Here is an 18360-nt window from a genome sequence, read left to right on the forward strand (position 1 = left end):
GGATCAGGTCGCTGTACCTGCCGTGCCGTCGAGAGCGTGCCGGAGGACGACCTCGTAGAGCGCGAACTGGGCCTCGAGGATCCCCCCGTGGTCGATGTCGCCGGCGTGGCCGTCGGCGAGCCCGTGGGCGGACTCGTGGAGCAGGGGAAGGGTGCCGCTCGCGTGATGGGCGGCGCTCAGCAGGTTGAAGTACGGCGGAGGGTCGCCGCTCTCGGCGCTCACCTCGATCGGGTCGTACGCCGGAAGCTCCCGCTCACGGAGGGCCTCGTTGTACGACCGGTGGATCGCCCGGGCGTCGGCCTGGGCCTCGAGGGGGACGTAAGAGGTGCGGACGAACCCGGGCGGATAGCCGTGGCTGTGCAAGGAGAGCGTGGCGTCGGGGGCCTCCTGACCGATCGCCTCGAGAATGGCGGGCGCCTCCGGCCCCATCGGCGCGAAGAACTCGTCGTGCATCGGGTTGACCCCGTCGTCGTCGAAGTAACACCCGAGAAAGGCGACCTCCTCGCCGGCCATCGGGTGCAGTCCCTTCGCGTCGGGGTAGCCGACGAGGCGGTCGTCGCTCCGGGTGCCCTGACCCCAGAACTCGAGGTCGGCGAGGGTCATTCCGTGGAGGGATCGGGGCTCGAACCGGGCGAGGCCGTCCGGGTTGCCACAGGGGACGACGACCAGCCGACAGCGATCCGCGAGGCGCTCCAGGGTCGGCCGCTCGGTACCCGCGAGATCCCGACCCGTCTCGAGGACCGACAGGAGGTTACAGAGCCCGGTCAGTCCCTCGACCTCGTGGCCGTGGACCGGTCCCAGGAGGAAGACGACCGGCCGGTCGCGCTCGTCGCGGTCGGCGTAGCTGGTCGGGTCGCGGGCGGCGACCGCGGAGTTGTAGTTCGCCCGGTGGTCGCGGTCGGCCGACCCGCCGTAGGTGACGGCGTGGATCGGTCGGCCGCCGGGCGACCGGGCGAGTTCCTCGATTCGCCCGCGATCGACGGCATCCAGCCGGTCGACGAGCGTCTCGCGGTCGCCGACCCAGAATTCGGGGAAGTCGCGGTCGGGAATCCGCTCGACCGCCTCCGCGTAGGTCATGGTGTCCGTTTCCTCTCTCATACCGTCGAGCGACGGAGCCGTTCGGGTTAAAGTTTCTCCAGCGGCCGGGAGGTGCGGCTGCCGACGACGTTCTTTACGGAAATAACCAATAGATTTAATGAGAGTCAGGGAGAGTTAGACGTTGCCATGTCAGGTATTGGCAGAGAAGAGGGCGGCGGCGACGAGTCGGAGAAGAGCGTCTCACGGGAGCCCGACCGGCGGCGGTTCATGCGGGGAACGGCCGTCGCGCTCGCGCTCTCGGGGGCCGGCGTCTCCGGGAGCGCGGCGGCCGACGAGGGCGACGACGGGGACGACGGAAGCGAGGAGGGCTGGGAGGTCGAGTCGATCCACGACTCCGAGGGCGTGGTCTCGGCCTCCCATCCGATCGCCGCGGAGGTCGGCGCCGAGGTTCTGGAGTCGGGCGGCAACGCCTTCGACGCCGCCGCGGCGGTCCAGCTCGCGTTGACCGTCGTCGACCCCTACGGCTCCGGGATCGGCGGCAGCGGGATGCTGGTCGGCTACGCCGCGAGCGAGGACCGGCCGGTCACGCTGAACTGCCAGGCCCGCGCGCCGATCGATGCCTCGCCGGCCATGCGCTACGACGACGGGAACCTGAAGCCGCCCGCCCAGCGATACTATGGCGGGATCTCGATCGGGACGCCCGGGACGCTGCGCGGGCTCGACGTCATGCTCAAGCGGTGGGGCACCCGCTCGCTGAGCGACCTCGCGACCCGACCCAGAGAGATCGCCGCGGAGGGGTTCGAACTCGACGAGCGGGTCGCGAGCGTCCTCTCGGCAGTCGTCTGGCGGATGAACGACGCCGCCCTCGACATCTGGGCACCCGACGGCGAGGCCCTCGAGGCCGGCGACCTCGTCGTCCAGGAGGACCTCGCGGGGACGCTCTCGCTGATCGAGGAGGGGGGGATCGACCCCTTCTACCGGGGCGAGATCGGCGAGGCGATCGTCGACCTCGTCCAGGACGCGGGCGGGGTCATGGAGATGGCCGACCTCCGGGCCTACCGGCCGACGGTGGATCCGCCGACCCGGGTGACCTACGACGACCCCCATCCGACGATCGGGAACTCGGTGGACGTGCTCTCGGCGCCGCCGCCGGTCGAAGGGGGCCTCGTCGTCCCCGGGATGCTGAAGATCCTGAATGGGATGGAGCTGCCGGCCGATCCGCTGTCGGCGACGCGCTACCACCGGACGTGGGCGGCCCGCGCGGCGATCGAGGACCCGATGATCACGACGACGGCCGACCCGGAGTTCGTCGACGTCCCGGTTCGAGGGATCCTCTCGGACGACCTGATCGCGAGCCGGCGGGATCTCATCGACCCCGACGAGCGAAACCCCGGCCTCCTGGGTGCCGAGAGCGACCCGTGGGCCCGCCAGCCCGGCGACCCCTGGACGACCGACCCGCCCGTCGACGTGAGCGAGGCGAACGTCCCCGGGGAGTTCGAGCCGCCGACGACCGAGGACACGACCCACTTCTCGGTCGCCGACGGGGCGGGAAACGTCGTCTCCTTTACGGGGACGCTCTCCTCGGGCTTTGGCACCGGTGCCGTGGTCCCCGGCTACGGCTTCTTCCTCAACAACTCGATCGCCCAGCTCGGCGAGTCCGGCCCCGACCGCCTGGGCCCGCTGCGTCGGTACAACACCACCGCCGCGCCGACGCTCGTCCTTCAGGACGGGGAGCCCCTGCTGACCTGTGGCTCGCCCGGCGGCATCGTCATCTCCCAGGTCGTCGCCGACGTGCTCGTCAACGTCCTCGAGTACGGGATGGACCTGGAGGAGGCCGTCGCCCACCCGCGGATGTACGTCTTCACCGGCGAGTACGAGGAGGCAGTTCCCGGAGCGACGATCGACGGGCTCGAGGCGATGGGGTATTCGATGGCCGACGAGCCCACCGGACCGCTCGGCGACACGCAGATGGTCGCCGTCGACCGGGACGGCCCGCTGGGCGTCTACGACCCCCGCCGGGGCGGCGGCGTCGCCGGCGCCGGCGGCGAGGACGTCGGCCGCCCGCCGCGGGGCCCCCCGGCGGACGTCCCCGGCAGGGGCCCGCCCGGGCTCGGCGAGGAGGACGACCATCCGGGCGGCCCGCCGGGAGAGGACGACGACCACCCCGGCCGTGGAGGCGACCCGCCGGGCCACGGCGGCGACCACCCCGGTCGCGGCCCGAACTGATCACGACGATCCGGTTCGGTTCCAGCCCTCCTCGGCCGTCACCGGGGTCAGTCGGTCGCCGTCGGTGAACCCCTCCGGCCGGCCCGCGAGCCGATCGACGAGCCGGTCGCGCCACGTCATGAGTTCGTCGGGGCGCTCGCCGGCGAGGTTGCGGGTCTCGAGGGGGTCGTCCGCGAGGTCGAAGAGGAGTTCGTCGCCCGTCGTGGGGTGCCAGACGTACTTCGCGTCCTCGCTCACGAGGAACTGGGTTCCCGTCTCCGGGTCGTAGGTCGGCCCGTGTTCGCCGTGGTAGTGGGATCGCCACTCCGCGTCCCCGTCCAGTAGCGGCCACAGCGACCGGCCGTCGACCGACTCGGGAACCTCGACGCCCGCCGGCTCGAGGATCGTCGGCAGGAGGTCCTCGAGCCCGACCGGCCGGGAGATCCGCCGGCCCCTCGTACGCTCATCCTGGTCCGGGGGACGGACGATCAGGGGGACCCGGGCGGAGCCCTCGTAGGCGAAGGTCTTCCGCCAGAGGCCGTGGTCCCCGAGCATGTCGCCGTGGTCCGAGGCGAAGATCACGAGGGTGTCCTCCAGGTCGACGGCCCGAAGCAGCCGCCCGATCTGGCGGTCGACGTGGGTCACCGAGCCGTAGTAGCCCACCCGGGCCCGGCGGACGACCTCGCGGGGGAGGTCCGCGAGCCAGGCGTTCGTCGGCGGATGCGCCGGAACCCGGTCGCCGTAGATCTCCCTCGCCCAGTCGCCCACGGGCGGTTCGGAAATCTCCCGCCCGTCGTAGTGCTCCCAGGCGGCCCGCGGCGGGTCGTAGGGCTGGTGGGGCCGGACGTAGGAGACGTAGTGGAAGAAGGGGCGCGTCGGGTCCCGGTCGGTCAGGAACTCGATCGCCCGGTCGGTGGTCCAGACCGTCGGGTGGGCCCGCTCGTCTACGTGCCAGGGCCGGGCGTCCCAGGAGTTTCGCCCGACGCCGTGGCCGATCTCGTCGGCGCCGTCGCGTTCGCGGGCGAGCCACCGGGAGTAGTCGTCCTCGCGTCCCGAGAGACCCGTATGGAGGACCGTCTCCTCGAACCCGATCCGGTTGCCCGCCGGGATCGCGTGGGTCTTGCCGGTCAGTCGCGTCCGGTAGCCCGCCTCCCGGAGGAGCCCGGCAAGCGTCGGCTCGAACGTCCAGGGTCGGCCGTGGTAGGTCGTCGCGTCGGCGTTCGCGGGCCGCCGGCCGGTCCAGAGACACCGCCGGGCGGGGATCGACGACGGCGCCGGGGTATACGCCCGGGAGAACATCGCCCCTTCGCCGACGAGCGAGTCCAGCGTCGGCGTGTGGACCAGCGGATCGCCGTGGCCGTCCCGGGGAACAGCAGGATCGGCCCCGATCGCGCTTCCCCGGTGCTGGTCGGTCGTGATCAACAGCACGTTCGGTCGATCGGCCATACGCCGGCTACGACGGATTCCGCCTTACGTCTGGTGCCCGTTCGAAGGCCCCGGAGGGGGCGCCGATCTACTCGACCTCGACGGTATCGGCGTAGACGTACTCCTCCCCGCCGATCGTCGCGAGCAGGGTGAACTCGTACGTTCCAGCCTCCTCGTAGGTGTGTCGGAGGTAGTGTCCGGAGGCCTCGCTCCCGTCGCCGAACTCCCAGTCGGCGTCCCAGACGTCGTCGCCGACGATCTCGAAGACGTACTCGCGCTCTCCGAGCCAGTCCTCCCGGCGCACCTCGAACACCTCCTCGGCGGGCGGGCCGTCGTCGCCGTCGTTCGGTCCGCCCTCGACCTCGATCGTCTCCGTGTAGGTGTACTCCTCTCCGTCGATGGTGGCGGTGAGGGTCACCTCGTAGGTTCCGTCCGCCTCGTAGGTGTGCCGGACGTAGTGGCCCGAGGCGCGGGTGTCGTCGCCGAACTCCCAGTCGGCCGCCCAGACGTCGTCGCCGACGATCTCGAGGATGTACTCGCGTTCGTCGAGCCAGTGTTCCCGACGAACCTCGAGCACCTCGGCGACCGGCGGCCGCTCGCCGCCGGGCGACCACGACGCGGTCAGCGGAACCCGGAGGTCGTCGCCCTCGCTTATGACGTAGTGGTAGCCGCCGTCCTCCAACTGCTCGGGATCGACGAAGTCCCGGGTGAACGTCTTCGTCCCGACGTCGAACGCGAGGGTGTTCCCGCTGGACTCGACTCCCTCGATCGGGTAGGCGCCGTTGCCCCGGCCGCGCTGGTCGCGCTCGTCGATCCGGTCTTTCGGATCCGAGTTCTCGTGGTAGGGGCTGGTGTCGTCGTTGTCGACGTAGACGAAGCCGGCGTGGCGATCGACGTGACGGCGGTCCCCCTCGATCCGGGCCTCGAGTTCGTTGTCGAGGGTCATCCCCCTCGTGAAGTCCTCGACGGTCCCGCGGACCGCGTTCGCGTTCTCCCCGATTAACTCGCCGTCGGCCGTGGGCTGGAGTCGGGTCCCGTCGTGGACGTAGGCGTACTCGGACTCGCCCTCTTCGAGCGAATAGAGACCAAAGAACCCCTCGAACTGGAAGGCGTCGTCGACGGTGAGCGTTGCCCCGCCGTCGAGCGAACGGACCACGTAGTCCGTGCGCCCGTTCGAGAGTTCGATTTTGAGGGCGTGGCCCTCGCCGCCGGTCACGTCGGCCTCCTCGATCGACTCGACGGCACGGTCGCCCTCGTAGTGCTCGATCACGGACGTGAACGTTGTCTCGATGTCCGAGGCGCTCCGGTCGAAGAACGCGTACCTCAGATCGTCCTCCGGCGCGGACCCGCCGCTGCTGTCGGGCGGATGGGCGTCGGCGAGGGCGACCTCGTCGAACTCGCCGATGCTGGTCAGCCGGAGATGGACCTCCTCGGCGTCGTCGTCCCGGAAGTTGTAGTGGTCCTCGACGTCCCAGTCGACGGTGACCTTCTCCGACGGATCGTCGTCGCGCTCGACGTTATCGAAGTAGTTCATTCCGGAGCCAGCAGAGCGGGGATCCCGCTCGCTGTCGTAGTCGTCGTCGCCGTAGGGAACGTCCGGGCCGGCGAGCGTGCCGCCCTCCTGGGCCTCGAGATCGAGTCCCGCCGTCGTGACCTCGGCTTTCGTCGCGTGGAAGCCGTACCGGTGGTGGTCTCCGCCGGCGACGTCGAAGAAGTCGACCGCGTAGGAGCGTTCCTGGCCGACGGTGATCAGGGCGGTCGTCCGGCGGTACTCCTCCGTGGCGTCGTAACAGTGTGGCGCCTCGACGTCGATCAGGTCGACCCGCTCGTCGTCGCCCTCGAAGTGGCGGGGATTGCCGACCCAGTGGTGTTTCTGGCCGCGTTCGTCGACCATCACGGTGTTGTGGCTAATCGTGTTGTCGGTGAACATCCGGCTCGGGGGATGGGCCCCGGTTTCGGCCGGATACCCGACGTCCCGAGCGAGGTCCATCTCGTGGGCCGCGACGCCGATCTGGAGCGTGTCCCGGTGGGCGTGTGAGGTGCCTCCGCCCTCGACGCCGTTGCGGCCGTAGTACATCCAGACCGCGCGCTTGACGTTCCCGAGGGTGACCTTCTCCTTTCGCTCTCGCTCCCGTTCGTCGAGCAGCGTCAGGTAGTACAGCGCCATGCTGTAGCCGCCCGCGTCGTCGTTCTGGCCGATACACTCCCAGCGCATCGTGGTGGTCCCCTCGGGGAGTTCCCGGACGTACGTCAGGACCTCCCGGCCGCTGCCGTCGGCCATGAAATCGATCGTGTCGACGTGTTCGCCGCCGATGAAAAGGTCGTAGATCCCGTACGTATCGACGAACAGCGCTTCGATCTCGAGTTCGTACTCGCCTGCCTCCTCGACGTCGAACTCGAAGGTCCACCACTCGCCCGCCTCCTCGGCCTCGAACTGGATGGCCTCGTCGAAGCTGTCATCGGTCGCCGCGGAGGCGTCGGCGAACAGTTCGGAGGTGTCGTAGGTCACGCCGAACGAGCCGGCAGTGTAGTTCTCCCCGTCGCGCAGCGCCGCGAAGCCGAAGCCAGCGAGGTTCTGGCTCGGGACGTCGAGGGGACCCTCGGCGTCGATGACCGACTGGATCTCGTCGGCGAGGCCCTCGGGTTCGGCGTCGTAGATCGACCCCCGCATCCCCGCCGTCGAGTAGCCGTTCGAGTAGTGCCACAACTGGGCGAACTCCGGGTCGCCCGTCACCTCGTAGCCGGCCTCGATGGCGCTCGTGCTCCACTCGGTCCCCGACGGGTAGTGGGTGTCGCCGAGCGCGGGCGAGAACGAGTCGAGCAGGAGTAGGTCGGCGTTGATCTTCAGGGCGTTCTGGAACTTCGGGTGCTGGTAGAGGTTCGCGCCGTCGAACCCGTCGTACCCCTGTAGGTTCTCGGCGACCTGGCGGATCGAGGACATCCGGATCCGGTTGTAGCCGAGCGCTCCCTCGTGCCAGTAACCGTCCCGGTCGGCCTCGTCGACGATCGGGGCCAGCACGTTCCCGCCCGTCGTATACCAGTTCTCGGGCTCCTCGTTCCAGACGTCGCCGTCGAAGACCTCCTCGCCGGGCTGGAACACCCACTCGAGGGCCTCGCGGGTGTAGCCGCCCTCGCGCGTGTCGTCCTGGACCCGCGCCGAGATCGCGACCGCCGAGAGCTGTCCCCGTCCGGGAGCCATCTGTGAGTCCTTGGCCGCGGGAAGCATCTCCTGGACGTAGTTCTCCTCGATGTTCTCCCGGACCGCCTCGACCGAGTCCTTGCCCTCCAGTCCGGGATACTCCTGGGTTTTTCCGTCGAGGAACTCGACCACCGCGTCCGCGACGTCCTGGTCGTCCAGGGCGGGGAAGAACGCGTCGTAGGCGACGAGCAGGTTGCGAGCCAGATTGCCCTCCCAGTGGGAGCCGATGATCCGCCCGGTCTGTCGGCCGCCGTGATTGTTCCAGAAGCCGTCGGCGTTCTGCTGGTAGTCCGCGATCGTCATCTCGGGGTAGACGTCGGCGATGCGGTCCAACAGTACCAGCCCGGCGATCGCGTACTCGGGATCCTCGGCGAGCAGGTAGCCGTCGGACAACGACGCCAGGATCCGCCTGATTCCGCCGGGTCGCCAGACGAACCAGTGGTTGTAGTAGGCGACGAGGTTCCAGCGGTTGCCCTCGCCCAGACCGAGGTCGTCCTCGCCGTCGATCCACCCCCAGCCGTCGTCTACGCCCCAGCCCTCGCCCATCTCGGGGTGTTCCTCGTTGACCAGCAGCGAGTCGTCCGCGAGGTCGGGATCGAACATGCCTCGGTCGTCCAGTCCGCTCTCGCGATAGGCTCCGAAGTCGTTCGTCGGGAGGACCAGGTTCCCCTCGCCGTGGGGATCGGAGACCGTCGTCTCGATCTTCCACGGACGGTCGGTTCCCGGGCTACTGATCCCCCCCAGGACGTTTCGCTCGGCGGCGATGCCGCCGGCACGGGGGACGTCCTGGGCGGTAACCAGACTCCACAGTTCGTCGAGGTCGCGGTCGTACGCGTCTAGACGTCCCTCCGCCCCCTGGACTGCGCTGTTGCGTCTGTTCTCCGCCCAGTCGTAGCGATCGATGTTCTCCTGGGCGTTCGTGCGATCCCCTTCGGTCCACATCGTCGGTCGGGTCTTGCGGTGGTACTGCCCGTCCTCCTCGGCGGCGGCCCCGGTCTGGGACACCAGCCCGCCGAGGATCCCCGCCCCGGTCGTTGCCAGCATGGAACGCCGCGAGACGTCGAATCCTCGGACGCGGTCGATCACCGAACACAGTTCCTCGCGGGACCAGTCGCCGTCCTCTCGATGATTGTCGGACGCCATCAGTAACCACACTACCTTTCCGAAAGATATTTCTTCTGGATATTATCAATTTCGATCCAACAGGGATAATACACGAAGCTGACTGTCGGTCCTAAAGAGTGGTCGGGGATCGTGGTTCACGTCGGTGGAGCGCGATCGCCCATCGGCACCCGAGGAAGGTGGTTGAGGCGGCTTTACCCCGTCTTCAAGGCCGGTCGAGCACGCCCCGGCCGTCGCGCTCGGCGACTTCGGTCAGCCACTCGAGGGAATCGACGTAGGCCGATGCGGTCTCCGGATAGATCGCACGCCCCGACTCACATAGGGCGGTCAGCGCCCCGATCGTTTCTTCGTAGGCCGATCGGGCTTCAGTGGGTGACAGTTCCGGCAGCGAGCGATCCGGATGGGCCGGCGGGTCCGGGTCCGAGCGCTTCCAGTTCGTCGGGAGGATCAGCCCGCCGAGATCCCGGTAGACATCGAGCCCGTCGGGGACGAACGGGCCCAGCGCGTGACGGGTCACGGCCCGGGAAATCGCAGACCCGCTCTCGACGGGATCGGGGTTCCAGAGCCGGTCGGCGAACAGGGGGATCGCCGACGGGAGCGCCCGCTCGAAGTACTCCCGGCGCTCCTCGCTCGAGGGTTCCCAGGCGGCGAGTTCGCCCCCGGCGACGCGGGATTCGCGTCCCTCGGGGACGGTCGGCCGGCGCCGGGGCGCCCAGCCGAGCATGTACTCCTCCCCGATCCACCCCCTGACGTAGGCCGCGTGGACGTAGGAGTTGACCACCTCGAACCCTTCCTCGACGAACCGCTCCATGCTACAGCCCTCGACGGGCCCGCGGTCGGGGGCGGCGACGCGCCAGAACTGGATCAGGACGTCCCGCGGGAGGTCGGGCGACTCCGAGACGTCGATCTGGTCGTTCCAGAGCATCGTCCGTCGGTCGCGCTCGTCGAGAAAGCCGTGGAGTCGGCGGACGAACGAGTAGAAGTGGTCGGTCGGCGTCTCGGAACCCTCGGCAGCCATCCGCCGCCGGCAGTCGGCACAGTCGTCCCAGGAGTGGCCGTGCATCTCCCACTCGTCGCCTCCGAGGTGGACGACCTCGAACGGAAACGCCTCGCAAACCTCCTCCAGAAGGGTCTCGACGAACTCGCGGCTCTCCTCGCTCCCGATACAGATCGTCCGGTCCGTGGCCTCGTCGCCCTCGACGGTACACCGCAGCTCGGGGTATCGTTCGAGGACGTGTTCGGCGTGGGACGGGACGTCGATCTCGGGGACGATCTCGATCCCGCGCCGACCTGCGTACGCGACCAGCTCTTCGACGTCTTCCGGGGAGTACGACGGGCGCTCGGTGCCGTCGAGGTCTCGATTCAGTTCGGGATAGGCCGCGGACTCGAGGGCATATCCCTCGTCGTCGAGCAAGTGGAGGTGGAGCCGGTTCAGCTTCGCCCGGGCGGCCTGGTCGATCCGCCGTTTGACCCGCTCGACGGGGAGAAAGCCGCGTGCGGGGTCGAGCATGAGCCCCCGCCAGTCGGTCTCCGGCCAGTCGTGGATCGTACACGCGGGAAGCGTCCACTCCCCTCCGTTCCGGGCGAGCGCCGTGACGAGCGACTGGCAGCCGTGGCGCAGTCCGTCGAGTGTCGTCGCCGAGATCCGGGCGGCGTCGGCGTCCGGGTCCGCACGGAGGACATACCCCTCCGGGTCGTCGAACCGCTCGCTCGGCTCGCCGGTGATCTCCAGTCGGACGTCCGCCCCCTCGGCTCCCGCTCGGACGCGGCGGGCGGGTTCGGTCGTCTCGCGCTCGAGGAGGTCCACGAGGAGGGGAGCGACCGGATCGAGGCCGTTCCCTGCGGAGACCTCGAAGGGGGGCTCGAACCGGAGGGTTCCCGATCCGGTCCGGGCGTGGCGGGGCCTCGGCACCAGGCGCAGTTCGGTCGTACTCATGACGTTTCGTGGCGAGGGAACCGACCGGCTTAACCGTTTTCCCGGCCCGAAATCGGGTGCGATGGGGCTCGAGCGGACCCCCCGGAGAGCTCGGTTCGGGTCGGTCGGGTGACCGAACCGGGCGGCGTTACTGGGGCGAGATGTACCCGCGCTTGAGCGCGCGGAAGGCTCCACGGTAGGCCTCCCACTCCTCGTTGACCTCGAAGTTCCACTCGCTTGTCTTCCCCCACGAGCCGTTTATCTGCTCGTACATGTCGATCCCGGGGAGATAGAAGTTCCACAGCCAGCTGAACGTCTCCGCGAACTGGCGGTTCTCCTCGTCGGACTGGGCCGTGGTCCACTCCTGGTAGTGCTCGTAGAGGTTGACCTCCTGGGTGGATCCCGAGAGGTCCTCCTGGCCGACCTCCTCGGGGATCTCGACGATCAGCTCCTTTCCGTTGTACGGCGAGCGTTCCTGTCCCTCCTCTATCGCACTCGCGACGACGCCCTGCTCGCCGAGGTCGTTGCCCGCCGTGTGCGTCGGCCGGAAGTAGTACGACGGGTGGGCGGTGAGCGCGCCGTGGCTGGCGATCGTCAGATCGAAGTCAACGCTGTCCTCGGTCCGGTCATTGTACGACGCGCCCTCGAGCGCGGACATGTTGACCTCGAACCCGAACTGCGAGAGCTGGTCGGTGATCGTCCGGGCCGGGTTCTGGTTGTGCGCGGGGACGACGACCTCGAGCGAGACCGCGTCGCCCTCGGGACCGACCCAGCTGTCGCCGTCCTGTTGGTACCCTTCGTTCTCCAGAAGCTCCACCGCCCCGCTCTCGTTGGTCCCCATGGGGTACTCGATGAAGTCCGAGACGTAGTCGCCCAACCACTCCGAGGTCACGTTCTCGGGAAGCCCGGTCTGGAGCGCTCGCGGAGTGGTCTCCGAGGAGTTGTTCGCGGAGACGTTCTCGATGTTGATCACGTTGGCGACAGCACGCCGGAAGTTCAGGTTCCGGGTGTGTGCAGACCCGGGGCCCTGCATCATGAACTCGAGCTTCCGCATGAACGTGTCCTGGTACGTCGCGATCGTCTCCGAGTGATCCGGCCTGCTATCGCCAAGCCAGTTCGCAAGCGGCGCGAACCCGAAGTCGTACTCCCCGCCCATGATGTTCTGGGCGACGGCCTCGTCGGCCGCGAGGACGTAGTCGAGTCGGTCGATATCGATGTCGCCGGCGTAGGGGTGGCCGTCGTGAAGTTCGCAGTAGATCCCCTGCTCGTCGTAGTCGGTGATCGCGAACGGCCCCATGCCGAGCCCGTCTTCCATGACGGTCTGGATGTTGAGCGGCGCCTCCTCGGCCATCCGTTCCTCGATACTGGTTCGCTCCTCGTCGGTCGAGACGTCCTGGAGTTCCTCGGCCCAGGGTCGCATGCTGTCCCGGTGGGTTCGCAACATCGCGCCGAGGTAGCCCCCGAGCGAGTACTCGAGCAGTTGCGGGTTCTGGGGCTCCTTGTACTCCCTGACGTAGGTCTGTCCGTCGTCTTCGAGCGTGAGCTGTGCTACCCCGCTCGCCTCGGGGGTGAGCAGTCGGGCAGTCTCCTCGAACCAGTACTTGTCGGCGGCCGTGACCTGGTCGCCGTTCCACCAGGTGTACTCGTCCGTAAACGGGATCGTCGCCTCCTGACTGTCGCTGTCGTACTCCCAGTCCTCGCTGACGATCTCCATCGAGACTGAGCCGTCGGGGAAGAACCGGACGACCGGTTCCAGCAACAACCACGTGGGCGTCCAGGGATAGCTTGGCGCCCACGGGTTGAAGTTCATCTCGCCGGGGATCGACTGCATGAAGGTCGTGATGGTGGTGTTGCCCCCGGAGTCGCCGTTGCCGCTATCGTTGCCGTTGCCGTTTCCGTTCCCGCCGTTACCGTTCCCGTTTCCGCCGTTGCCGTTGCCGTTACCGTTCCCGCCATTCCCATTGCCGTTACCGTTCCCGCCATTCCCATTGCCGTTACCGTTCCCGCCGTTACCGTTTCCGTTGCCATTCCCGTTGCCGTTTCCGTCGTCGCCGCCGAGACAGCCGGCGAGCCCGGAGCCGACCGCGGCCGCGCTCGCCGCCAACATCCGCCGCCGGGAGAGGAACTCCTCGGCGGACTCGATCGCATCATACCTGTCAGGATTTGCCATACCATACGCGTATTCCGAACACTGTCACAAATAACTACCGGTCGTCAGGAGAGATTATCACGACCACCGGGGCGGCGGTATCCCGTACGCCGCTTCCGACGCGACGACCCGACGTCGTCCGATGGGAACGGAGCAGCTACCACCGATCGATCGCACTTCCGTCTCGCGATCGGCGCAACACTGGCGAACGTCCGACCGTATCAGGTCCGGTGGACCGCCTTGAGAAGCAGGTAGAACGTCCCGCCGACGACGATCGCCGAGATGCCGAACACGCCGAGCATCCCCGCGAGGACGCCGTCGTTTCGGGTGAGGGTGAGACCGCTCTCGAAGACCGCCGCGACGCCCAACAGGACGACGCCGATGGCGACGGTCGAGAGCAGCAGCGACCCCCGAAGTACCTTGAGCTCCCGGTACAGGAATTGCCGCCGCGGGCTCGCGTTCTCGTCGGGTGATGCCATGGTACCTCTGGGTCACGTCTCGCGGGAGCGGCACATAAACATTACCACTGGACCGCAGTCGAGGCCTCCGGAACTGCCGAACCCGGGACAGTGGACGCTCGTACACGGTCGAAACCCTTCCGTCGGCCGATCCCATCACTCGGCGGGCGGCTGCTCGTCGTCGCCGCCGACCTTCTTCGTGTGGCGCGCCCGGATGCGCGGGTTGAACACGCGATCCATCCCCTGGGAGAACAGGATGAAGCCAAACGAGATGATCACGATCGCGCTCATCGGCCAGAGGAGCTGGTAGAAGTTGCCCAGATCGACCAGCGCGAACGCCTCGCTGTAGGCGGTATCCATCATGATTCCCCAGTTGGCCGTCGTAAACGGCAACACGCCCAGGAAGTACAGCGCGACGGACTCGAAGATGACCTTCCGGCCGGCCTGGGCCGCGTTGATCAGGACGTACGGCATGAGCTGTGGGACGATATCCCGGGAGAGGATCGTCCGCGAGGGAAGCCCCATCGTGCGCGAGGCCTCGACGTAGGACTCCTCGCGGAGCGTCAGTACCTGCGAGCGCAACGCGCGTGCCAGGCCCGGCCAGGCGTCGATCGCGAGGATGACTCCGACCAGCCACGCCTGGCGGGGCGGGTAGATCGCCGCGATGACGATCACCAGCGGGAGCCCCGGCATCGTCATCACGATGTCCGTCAGCGACATGAGAACCGAGTCGATCCGGCCGCCCTTGTAGCCCGCCGTGACGCCGATGAGCGTCGCGAACCCGACGGAAACGATCGCGCCCGCGACGACCATCTCGAGCATGTCCGGCGTCGCGTGGACGAGCTGTCGGCCGATCGGCGAGCCGTAGTTGTCGGCGCCGAGCGGGAACTCGAAGGACAGCCACGGCACCGAGACGCCCCCGATCGAGGCCTGGGCGGGGTCGATCCAGCCGCCCTCCTCCGTGATCGCCCCGAACCCGCCCACGAACGGCGGGTGGTTCGTCGGCGCCTGGTTCGTCGCTGGCGCCTCGACCAGCCGCGGCCCGACCGTTCCGGCGAGGACGAACAGCGTGATGATGATGATCCCGAACCGAGTTCGCCAGTCGTTCCACGCGACCCGCCCCGGCGCGAGCACGTAGGCGTCGAGGATCCGGGCGAACCGTTCGCGCCCCGAGAGCTCGACGCTGTCGGAGTCGGCGAGCTGGCCGAACAGCTGGTCGTCGCTGAGTTGCACGCCGCCGTCCGTCGAGGACTCGTCAGTAGGACTCATTCTCGCCTCCCGACCCCGCACGGGGGTCGACGATGCCGTAGGTGAACTCCGCGAGCAGGATCCCGACGAGCGTGACGATGGTGAAAAACAGGAACGACCCCATCAACATCGGGTAGTCGCGCATGCTGATCGCGTCGAACGTGTACCACCCCACTCCGGGGTAGGTGAAGATGTACTCGAGGACGACGCTGCTCGAGAAGACGGCGGCGATGCCGATCATCATCTGGGTGTAGAGGGGAAGGATCGCGTTGCGGGCGACGTAGCGGGTCGCGATCCGGACCGAGCCGATCCCCCGCAGACGGGCGACCCGGAGGTAGTCGGCACCCAGTATCCGCACGGAGTTGCCCCGCATCGCGAGTGCGCCGCCGCCGAAGCCGACGATGAAACTCGACATGATCGGCAAGGTTCCGTAGTGGACGATGCTCCACATGAAGGGGAGATTGAGTCCCGCCTCGATGCTCGTGTCGTAGCGGCCGCCGCTGGGGAACCAGCCCAGGTCGTGTGCGAAGAAGGCCAGAAAGAGCAGCGCACCGACGTAGTAGGGAATCGAGTTCAGGAAGGTCGCGACGACGGTCATCGCGCCGTCGAAGCGCGACCCCTCCTTGTAGGCCATCGCGGCGCCCAGCAGGATGTTCGTCGAGTAGCCCAGCGCGAGCCCGTAGACGCTGATGAATACCGACCACGGCATCGCCCGGAACAGGATGTCGAACACCGGGTCGCCGTACTGGATCGACTGGCCGAAGTCCTGGTAGAGGACGATGTCCCGGACGTACTCGAAGTACTGCATGTAGATCGGCTGGCTCGGGTCGAACCCCGTGTGAACCTGTACCATTTGATCCAAGACCTCCGGATCCGCCGCCTGCCCGGAGCCCTCGAGCTGGGACTCGAACTGTGCTCGCATCGCCTGGGCCGGGTTTCCCGGCATCAGCCGGAAGAGCGCGAACGTGATCGTCGTCACGCTGAGCAGCGTGACGAACGCGTGTCCGATCTTCCGCCAGTAGTAGTCGAACCCGGCGAGGAATCCGAGGGCGGCGGCGACCGTCCCCCTGACCCGCCCGACGTACTCGCTCATTGATGGTACTGGATGGCGTCCCGGCCGACATATAGTTTGTCCCGCTACCGACACCGCGAGAGCACGAACCCGCTCAGGATCGCGAGCCCCGAGAGCCCCACGAGGTTCATGACCGTGACGACGTACGTCGGGGAACCGGGCTCGACGGAGAGAAACCAGAGGACCGACAGCGCGAGGAAGCCGACCGAGAACGTAAACAGCAGGCGCCACCCCTGCTCGTGGTCACAGAGATGGTCGACGTAGCTCTTGTCGTACTTGCCGGCCATACGGGAGGGGCGGTCCCGACCGGCAAAAACCTTTAGGAGGTGTTCTCGAGGGAACTCCCCTCAGCGATCGGCTTGCTGTCCCAGTAGGCGTGGTCGTCGTCCTCCCGGAAGCAGGCCGCGAGCGACGCCTCGCCCTCGCTGCCCGTCAGCTCCGGACGCTCCTCCCGACAGACCTCCCGGGCTTCCGGACAGCGGGTGTGGAACGGACAGCCGCTGGGGGGATCGGTCGGGTCGGGGATGTCGATCTCGCGGATCGGCGGCTCGGTCTCCCGGGCCTCCTGAGCCGCGTCGGGATCGAGCGGCGGCGTCGCCCACCGAAGGACCTTCGTGTAGGGGTGTTTCGGGTCGTGGATGATCTCCTCGGCGGGGCCGATCTCGACTACGTTTCCGAGGTACATGATCCCGATCCGGCCGCCGGACTTCTCGGCCAGGTAGCGGGCGTTCGCGAAGTCGTGGGAGATGAACAGATAGGAGGTGTCGAACAGCTCCTGGAGGCTGAGCATGAGTTCCATCATCTCGACGCGCAGGGAGACGTCCAGGGCCGAGACGGCCTCGTCGGCCAGGATCACGTCGGGGCTCATCAACAGGGCCCGCAGGAGCACGACCCGCTGTTTCTCGCCGCCGGAAAGCTGGTGGGGGAAGCGAAGCGCGTAGTCCTCGGCGGGTTTCATTCCCACTCGCTCCAAGAGGTTGTGGACCACCGTCTCGCGGTCGCTGGAGTTCAGGTCCGACCGCCAGCGTTTCAGCGGGGCCCCGAGGCTCGTCCGGACCGTTCGGGTCGGGTTCAGCGAGCTTCCGGGGTCCTGGTGGACGATCTGGAGGGCGCGCCGGATCCGATCGTGGTCGATCTCGCCCTCGCCGCGCTTTGCTTCCCAGACGTCGTGGCCGCGGTACCGGACCGTCCCTGCGGTCGGCTCCTGGAGCCCGATCGCGGTCTTGCCGAGCGTGGTCTTCCCGCAGCCGCTCTCGCCGACGAGCGCGACGACCTCGTTCTCGGCGATCTCCAAGTCGACGCCGTCGACCGCCCGAACGGTCGCGTCCTGGTCGAACAACCGATCGATGAACCCCGACTGGTCGAAGTGGACCTCGAGGTCCTCGAGGGAGATGACCGTCTCCTCGTCCCTGCGGGGCGCCCGCGAGGGCTCGTCGGGTACGACCGGATCGACTCCGAGTTCGTAGTCGACGGCCTCCGAGGAGCGCTCCCAGTGGAAGCAGGCGGCCCCTCGACCCTCGCCGACGTCGTGGTAATCGGGGTCTTCGGCGACGCACTGCTCGTCGGCCAGCGGGCACCGGGGGTGGTACGAACAGCCCGCGGGCGTGTCCACCGGGTCGGGACTCTCGCCCTCGATCGGGTTCATGTCATCCAGGGCGGCGTCGACGCTCGGGACCGACTTCAACAGCGCCCGCGTGTAGGGGTGGGCGGCGTCCCGGATGACCTCCTCGCTGGGCCCGTACTCGACGAACTCGAAGGCGTACATCACCGCCAGTCGGTCGGCCAGGCCCGCGACCAGCGGGAGGTCGTGGGTGATGAAGACGATCGTCAGATCGTACTCGGTCTGGAGGTTGTCGAGCAGGTTCATGATCGAGCGCTGCATCAGGAGGTCCAGGGCGGCGGTGGGCTCGTCCATGACGAGCACCTCCGGGTCGAGAACCAGGGAGAGAGCGATCAGCGCGCGCTGTTTCATCCCCCCGGAGAGCTCGTGGGGGTAGGAGCCGAGTACCCGGTCGGGGTCGAGATAGAGGTCCGCGAGGAGTTCGCGGGCGTGGGCCATCCGCTCGTCCATCGGCTTCCCGTGGGCCTGGATCGTCTCCTCGAAGTGTTCGTCGATCTTCATCGTCGGGTTAAAGGAGCTCATCGCCCCCTGGAACACCATCGCGACCTCCTCCCACCGGAACGACTCGAGCTGGTCTTCGGACAGCGAGAGGACGTCGACGGGCCCGGCGTCGGGGTCGTCGTAGATCACCTCTCCGGTGGCGCGCCCGGGATCGACGACCGCGTTGAGCAACGCGGAGGCGAACATCGACTTGCCCGACCCCGACTCGCCGACGATCCCGAGCATCTCGTCACGGTGGACGTCGAAGCTCACCCCGTCCAGGACCTTCGACTCCCCCCGGTCCATGTCGAAGATGACGTCGAGGTCGCGCACCTCGAGGATCGACTCCGGATCGCCGTCGCCGAACTCGTGGTCTGATAAGCTCTGTGTCATTTGCGTGGCGTCGTTCTGAGATCCTGTTCGGAGAT

11 protein-coding genes are annotated in these 18360 nt (G+C 67.9%); 1 reads left to right on the plus strand and 10 read right to left on the minus strand.

Annotated elements, in window-relative coordinates; translation table 11 throughout:
* Positions 1 to 3: 3 nt before the first annotated feature.
* Positions 4 to 1098, minus strand: coding sequence for a M14 family zinc carboxypeptidase (locus DVH23_RS05505; protein WP_114576440.1), 1095 nt, complete (start codon positions 1096 to 1098; stop codon positions 4 to 6).
* 126 nt (positions 1099 to 1224) lie between these two features.
* On the opposite strand from DVH23_RS05505, the gene DVH23_RS05510 reads away from it, so the two are divergent.
* On the plus strand, positions 1225 to 3264 hold the full coding sequence (locus DVH23_RS05510; protein WP_114576441.1) for a gamma-glutamyltransferase family protein: 2040 nt from the start codon (positions 1225 to 1227) through the stop codon (positions 3262 to 3264).
* Here DVH23_RS05510 and DVH23_RS05515 read toward each other — a convergent pair whose 3' ends face one another.
* The 9 genes from DVH23_RS05515 to DVH23_RS05555 all read right to left on the minus strand — a co-directional run bounded on the left by DVH23_RS05515 (position 3265) and on the right by DVH23_RS05555 (position 18325).
* The gene (locus DVH23_RS05515) at positions 3265 to 4689 is read right to left on the minus strand and encodes a sulfatase-like hydrolase/transferase (RefSeq protein ID WP_114576442.1); all 1425 of its coding nucleotides are present in this window, start codon (positions 4687 to 4689) and stop codon (positions 3265 to 3267) included.
* Positions 4690 to 4756: 67 nt separating this feature from the next.
* Positions 4757 to 9010 carry a PKD domain-containing protein gene (locus tag DVH23_RS05520; protein WP_114576443.1) on the minus strand — a complete coding sequence of 1418 codons (4254 nt, stop codon included), beginning with the start codon at positions 9008 to 9010 and terminating at the stop codon, positions 4757 to 4759.
* Positions 9011 to 9194: 184 nt separating this feature from the next.
* The gene (locus DVH23_RS05525) at positions 9195 to 10925 is read right to left on the minus strand and encodes a family 20 glycosylhydrolase (protein ID WP_114576444.1); all 1731 of its coding nucleotides are present in this window, start codon (positions 10923 to 10925) and stop codon (positions 9195 to 9197) included.
* Positions 10926 to 11052: 127 nt separating this feature from the next.
* Positions 11053 to 13074: an ABC transporter substrate-binding protein gene (locus tag DVH23_RS05530; RefSeq protein WP_114576445.1), complete on the minus strand. Its 2022-nt coding sequence runs from the start codon at positions 13072 to 13074 to the stop codon at positions 11053 to 11055.
* A gap of 200 nt (positions 13075 to 13274) precedes the next feature.
* Positions 13275 to 13532, minus strand: a complete 258-nt coding sequence (locus tag DVH23_RS05535) for a hypothetical protein (RefSeq protein ID WP_114576446.1) — start codon at positions 13530 to 13532, stop codon at positions 13275 to 13277.
* Between the two features lie 135 nt (positions 13533 to 13667).
* Positions 13668 to 14780 carry an ABC transporter permease gene (locus tag DVH23_RS05540; protein WP_114576447.1) on the minus strand — a complete coding sequence of 371 codons (1113 nt, stop codon included), beginning with the start codon at positions 14778 to 14780 and terminating at the stop codon, positions 13668 to 13670.
* Complete coding sequence (locus DVH23_RS05545; protein WP_114576448.1) at positions 14767 to 15852, minus strand: ABC transporter permease; 1086 nt, start codon at positions 15850 to 15852, stop codon at positions 14767 to 14769. The genes DVH23_RS05540 and DVH23_RS05545 overlap by 14 nt, the downstream gene beginning before the upstream one ends.
* 44 nt (positions 15853 to 15896) lie before the next feature.
* The gene (locus tag DVH23_RS05550; protein WP_114576449.1) at positions 15897 to 16118 is read right to left on the minus strand and encodes a hypothetical protein; all 222 of its coding nucleotides are present in this window, start codon (positions 16116 to 16118) and stop codon (positions 15897 to 15899) included.
* Positions 16119 to 16150: 32 nt separating this feature from the next.
* On the minus strand, positions 16151 to 18325 hold the full coding sequence (locus DVH23_RS05555; protein WP_114576450.1) for an ABC transporter ATP-binding protein: 2175 nt from the start codon (positions 18323 to 18325) through the stop codon (positions 16151 to 16153).
* Positions 18326 to 18360 lie beyond the last annotated feature (35 nt).

This window comes from Saliphagus sp. LR7, from assembly GCF_003344565.1.
Lineage (GTDB): Archaea > Halobacteriota > Halobacteria > Halobacteriales > Natrialbaceae > Saliphagus > Saliphagus infecundisoli.

Excerpts from the sequence above, each read along its gene's own strand:
- DVH23_RS05555 (WP_114576450.1), bottom strand. The coding sequence starts at position 18,325 with ATGACACAGAGCTTATCAGACCACGAGTTCGGCGACGGCGATCCGGAG.
- DVH23_RS05525 (WP_114576444.1), bottom strand. The coding sequence starts at position 10,925 with ATGAGTACGACCGAACTGCGCCTGGTGCCGAGGCCCCGCCACGCCCGG.
- DVH23_RS05530 (WP_114576445.1), bottom strand. The coding sequence starts at position 13,074 with ATGGCAAATCCTGACAGGTATGATGCGATCGAGTCCGCCGAGGAGTTC.
- DVH23_RS05510 (WP_114576441.1), top strand. The coding sequence starts at position 1,225 with ATGTCAGGTATTGGCAGAGAAGAGGGCGGCGGCGACGAGTCGGAGAAG.
- DVH23_RS05540 (WP_114576447.1), bottom strand. The coding sequence starts at position 14,780 with ATGAGTCCTACTGACGAGTCCTCGACGGACGGCGGCGTGCAACTCAGC.
- DVH23_RS05545 (WP_114576448.1), bottom strand. The coding sequence starts at position 15,852 with ATGAGCGAGTACGTCGGGCGGGTCAGGGGGACGGTCGCCGCCGCCCTC.
- DVH23_RS05505 (WP_114576440.1), bottom strand. The coding sequence starts at position 1,098 with ATGAGAGAGGAAACGGACACCATGACCTACGCGGAGGCGGTCGAGCGG.
- DVH23_RS05535 (WP_114576446.1), bottom strand. The coding sequence starts at position 13,532 with ATGGCATCACCCGACGAGAACGCGAGCCCGCGGCGGCAATTCCTGTAC.
- DVH23_RS05520 (WP_114576443.1), bottom strand. The coding sequence starts at position 9,010 with ATGGCGTCCGACAATCATCGAGAGGACGGCGACTGGTCCCGCGAGGAA.
- DVH23_RS05550 (WP_114576449.1), bottom strand. The coding sequence starts at position 16,118 with ATGGCCGGCAAGTACGACAAGAGCTACGTCGACCATCTCTGTGACCAC.
- DVH23_RS05515 (WP_114576442.1), bottom strand. The coding sequence starts at position 4,689 with ATGGCCGATCGACCGAACGTGCTGTTGATCACGACCGACCAGCACCGG.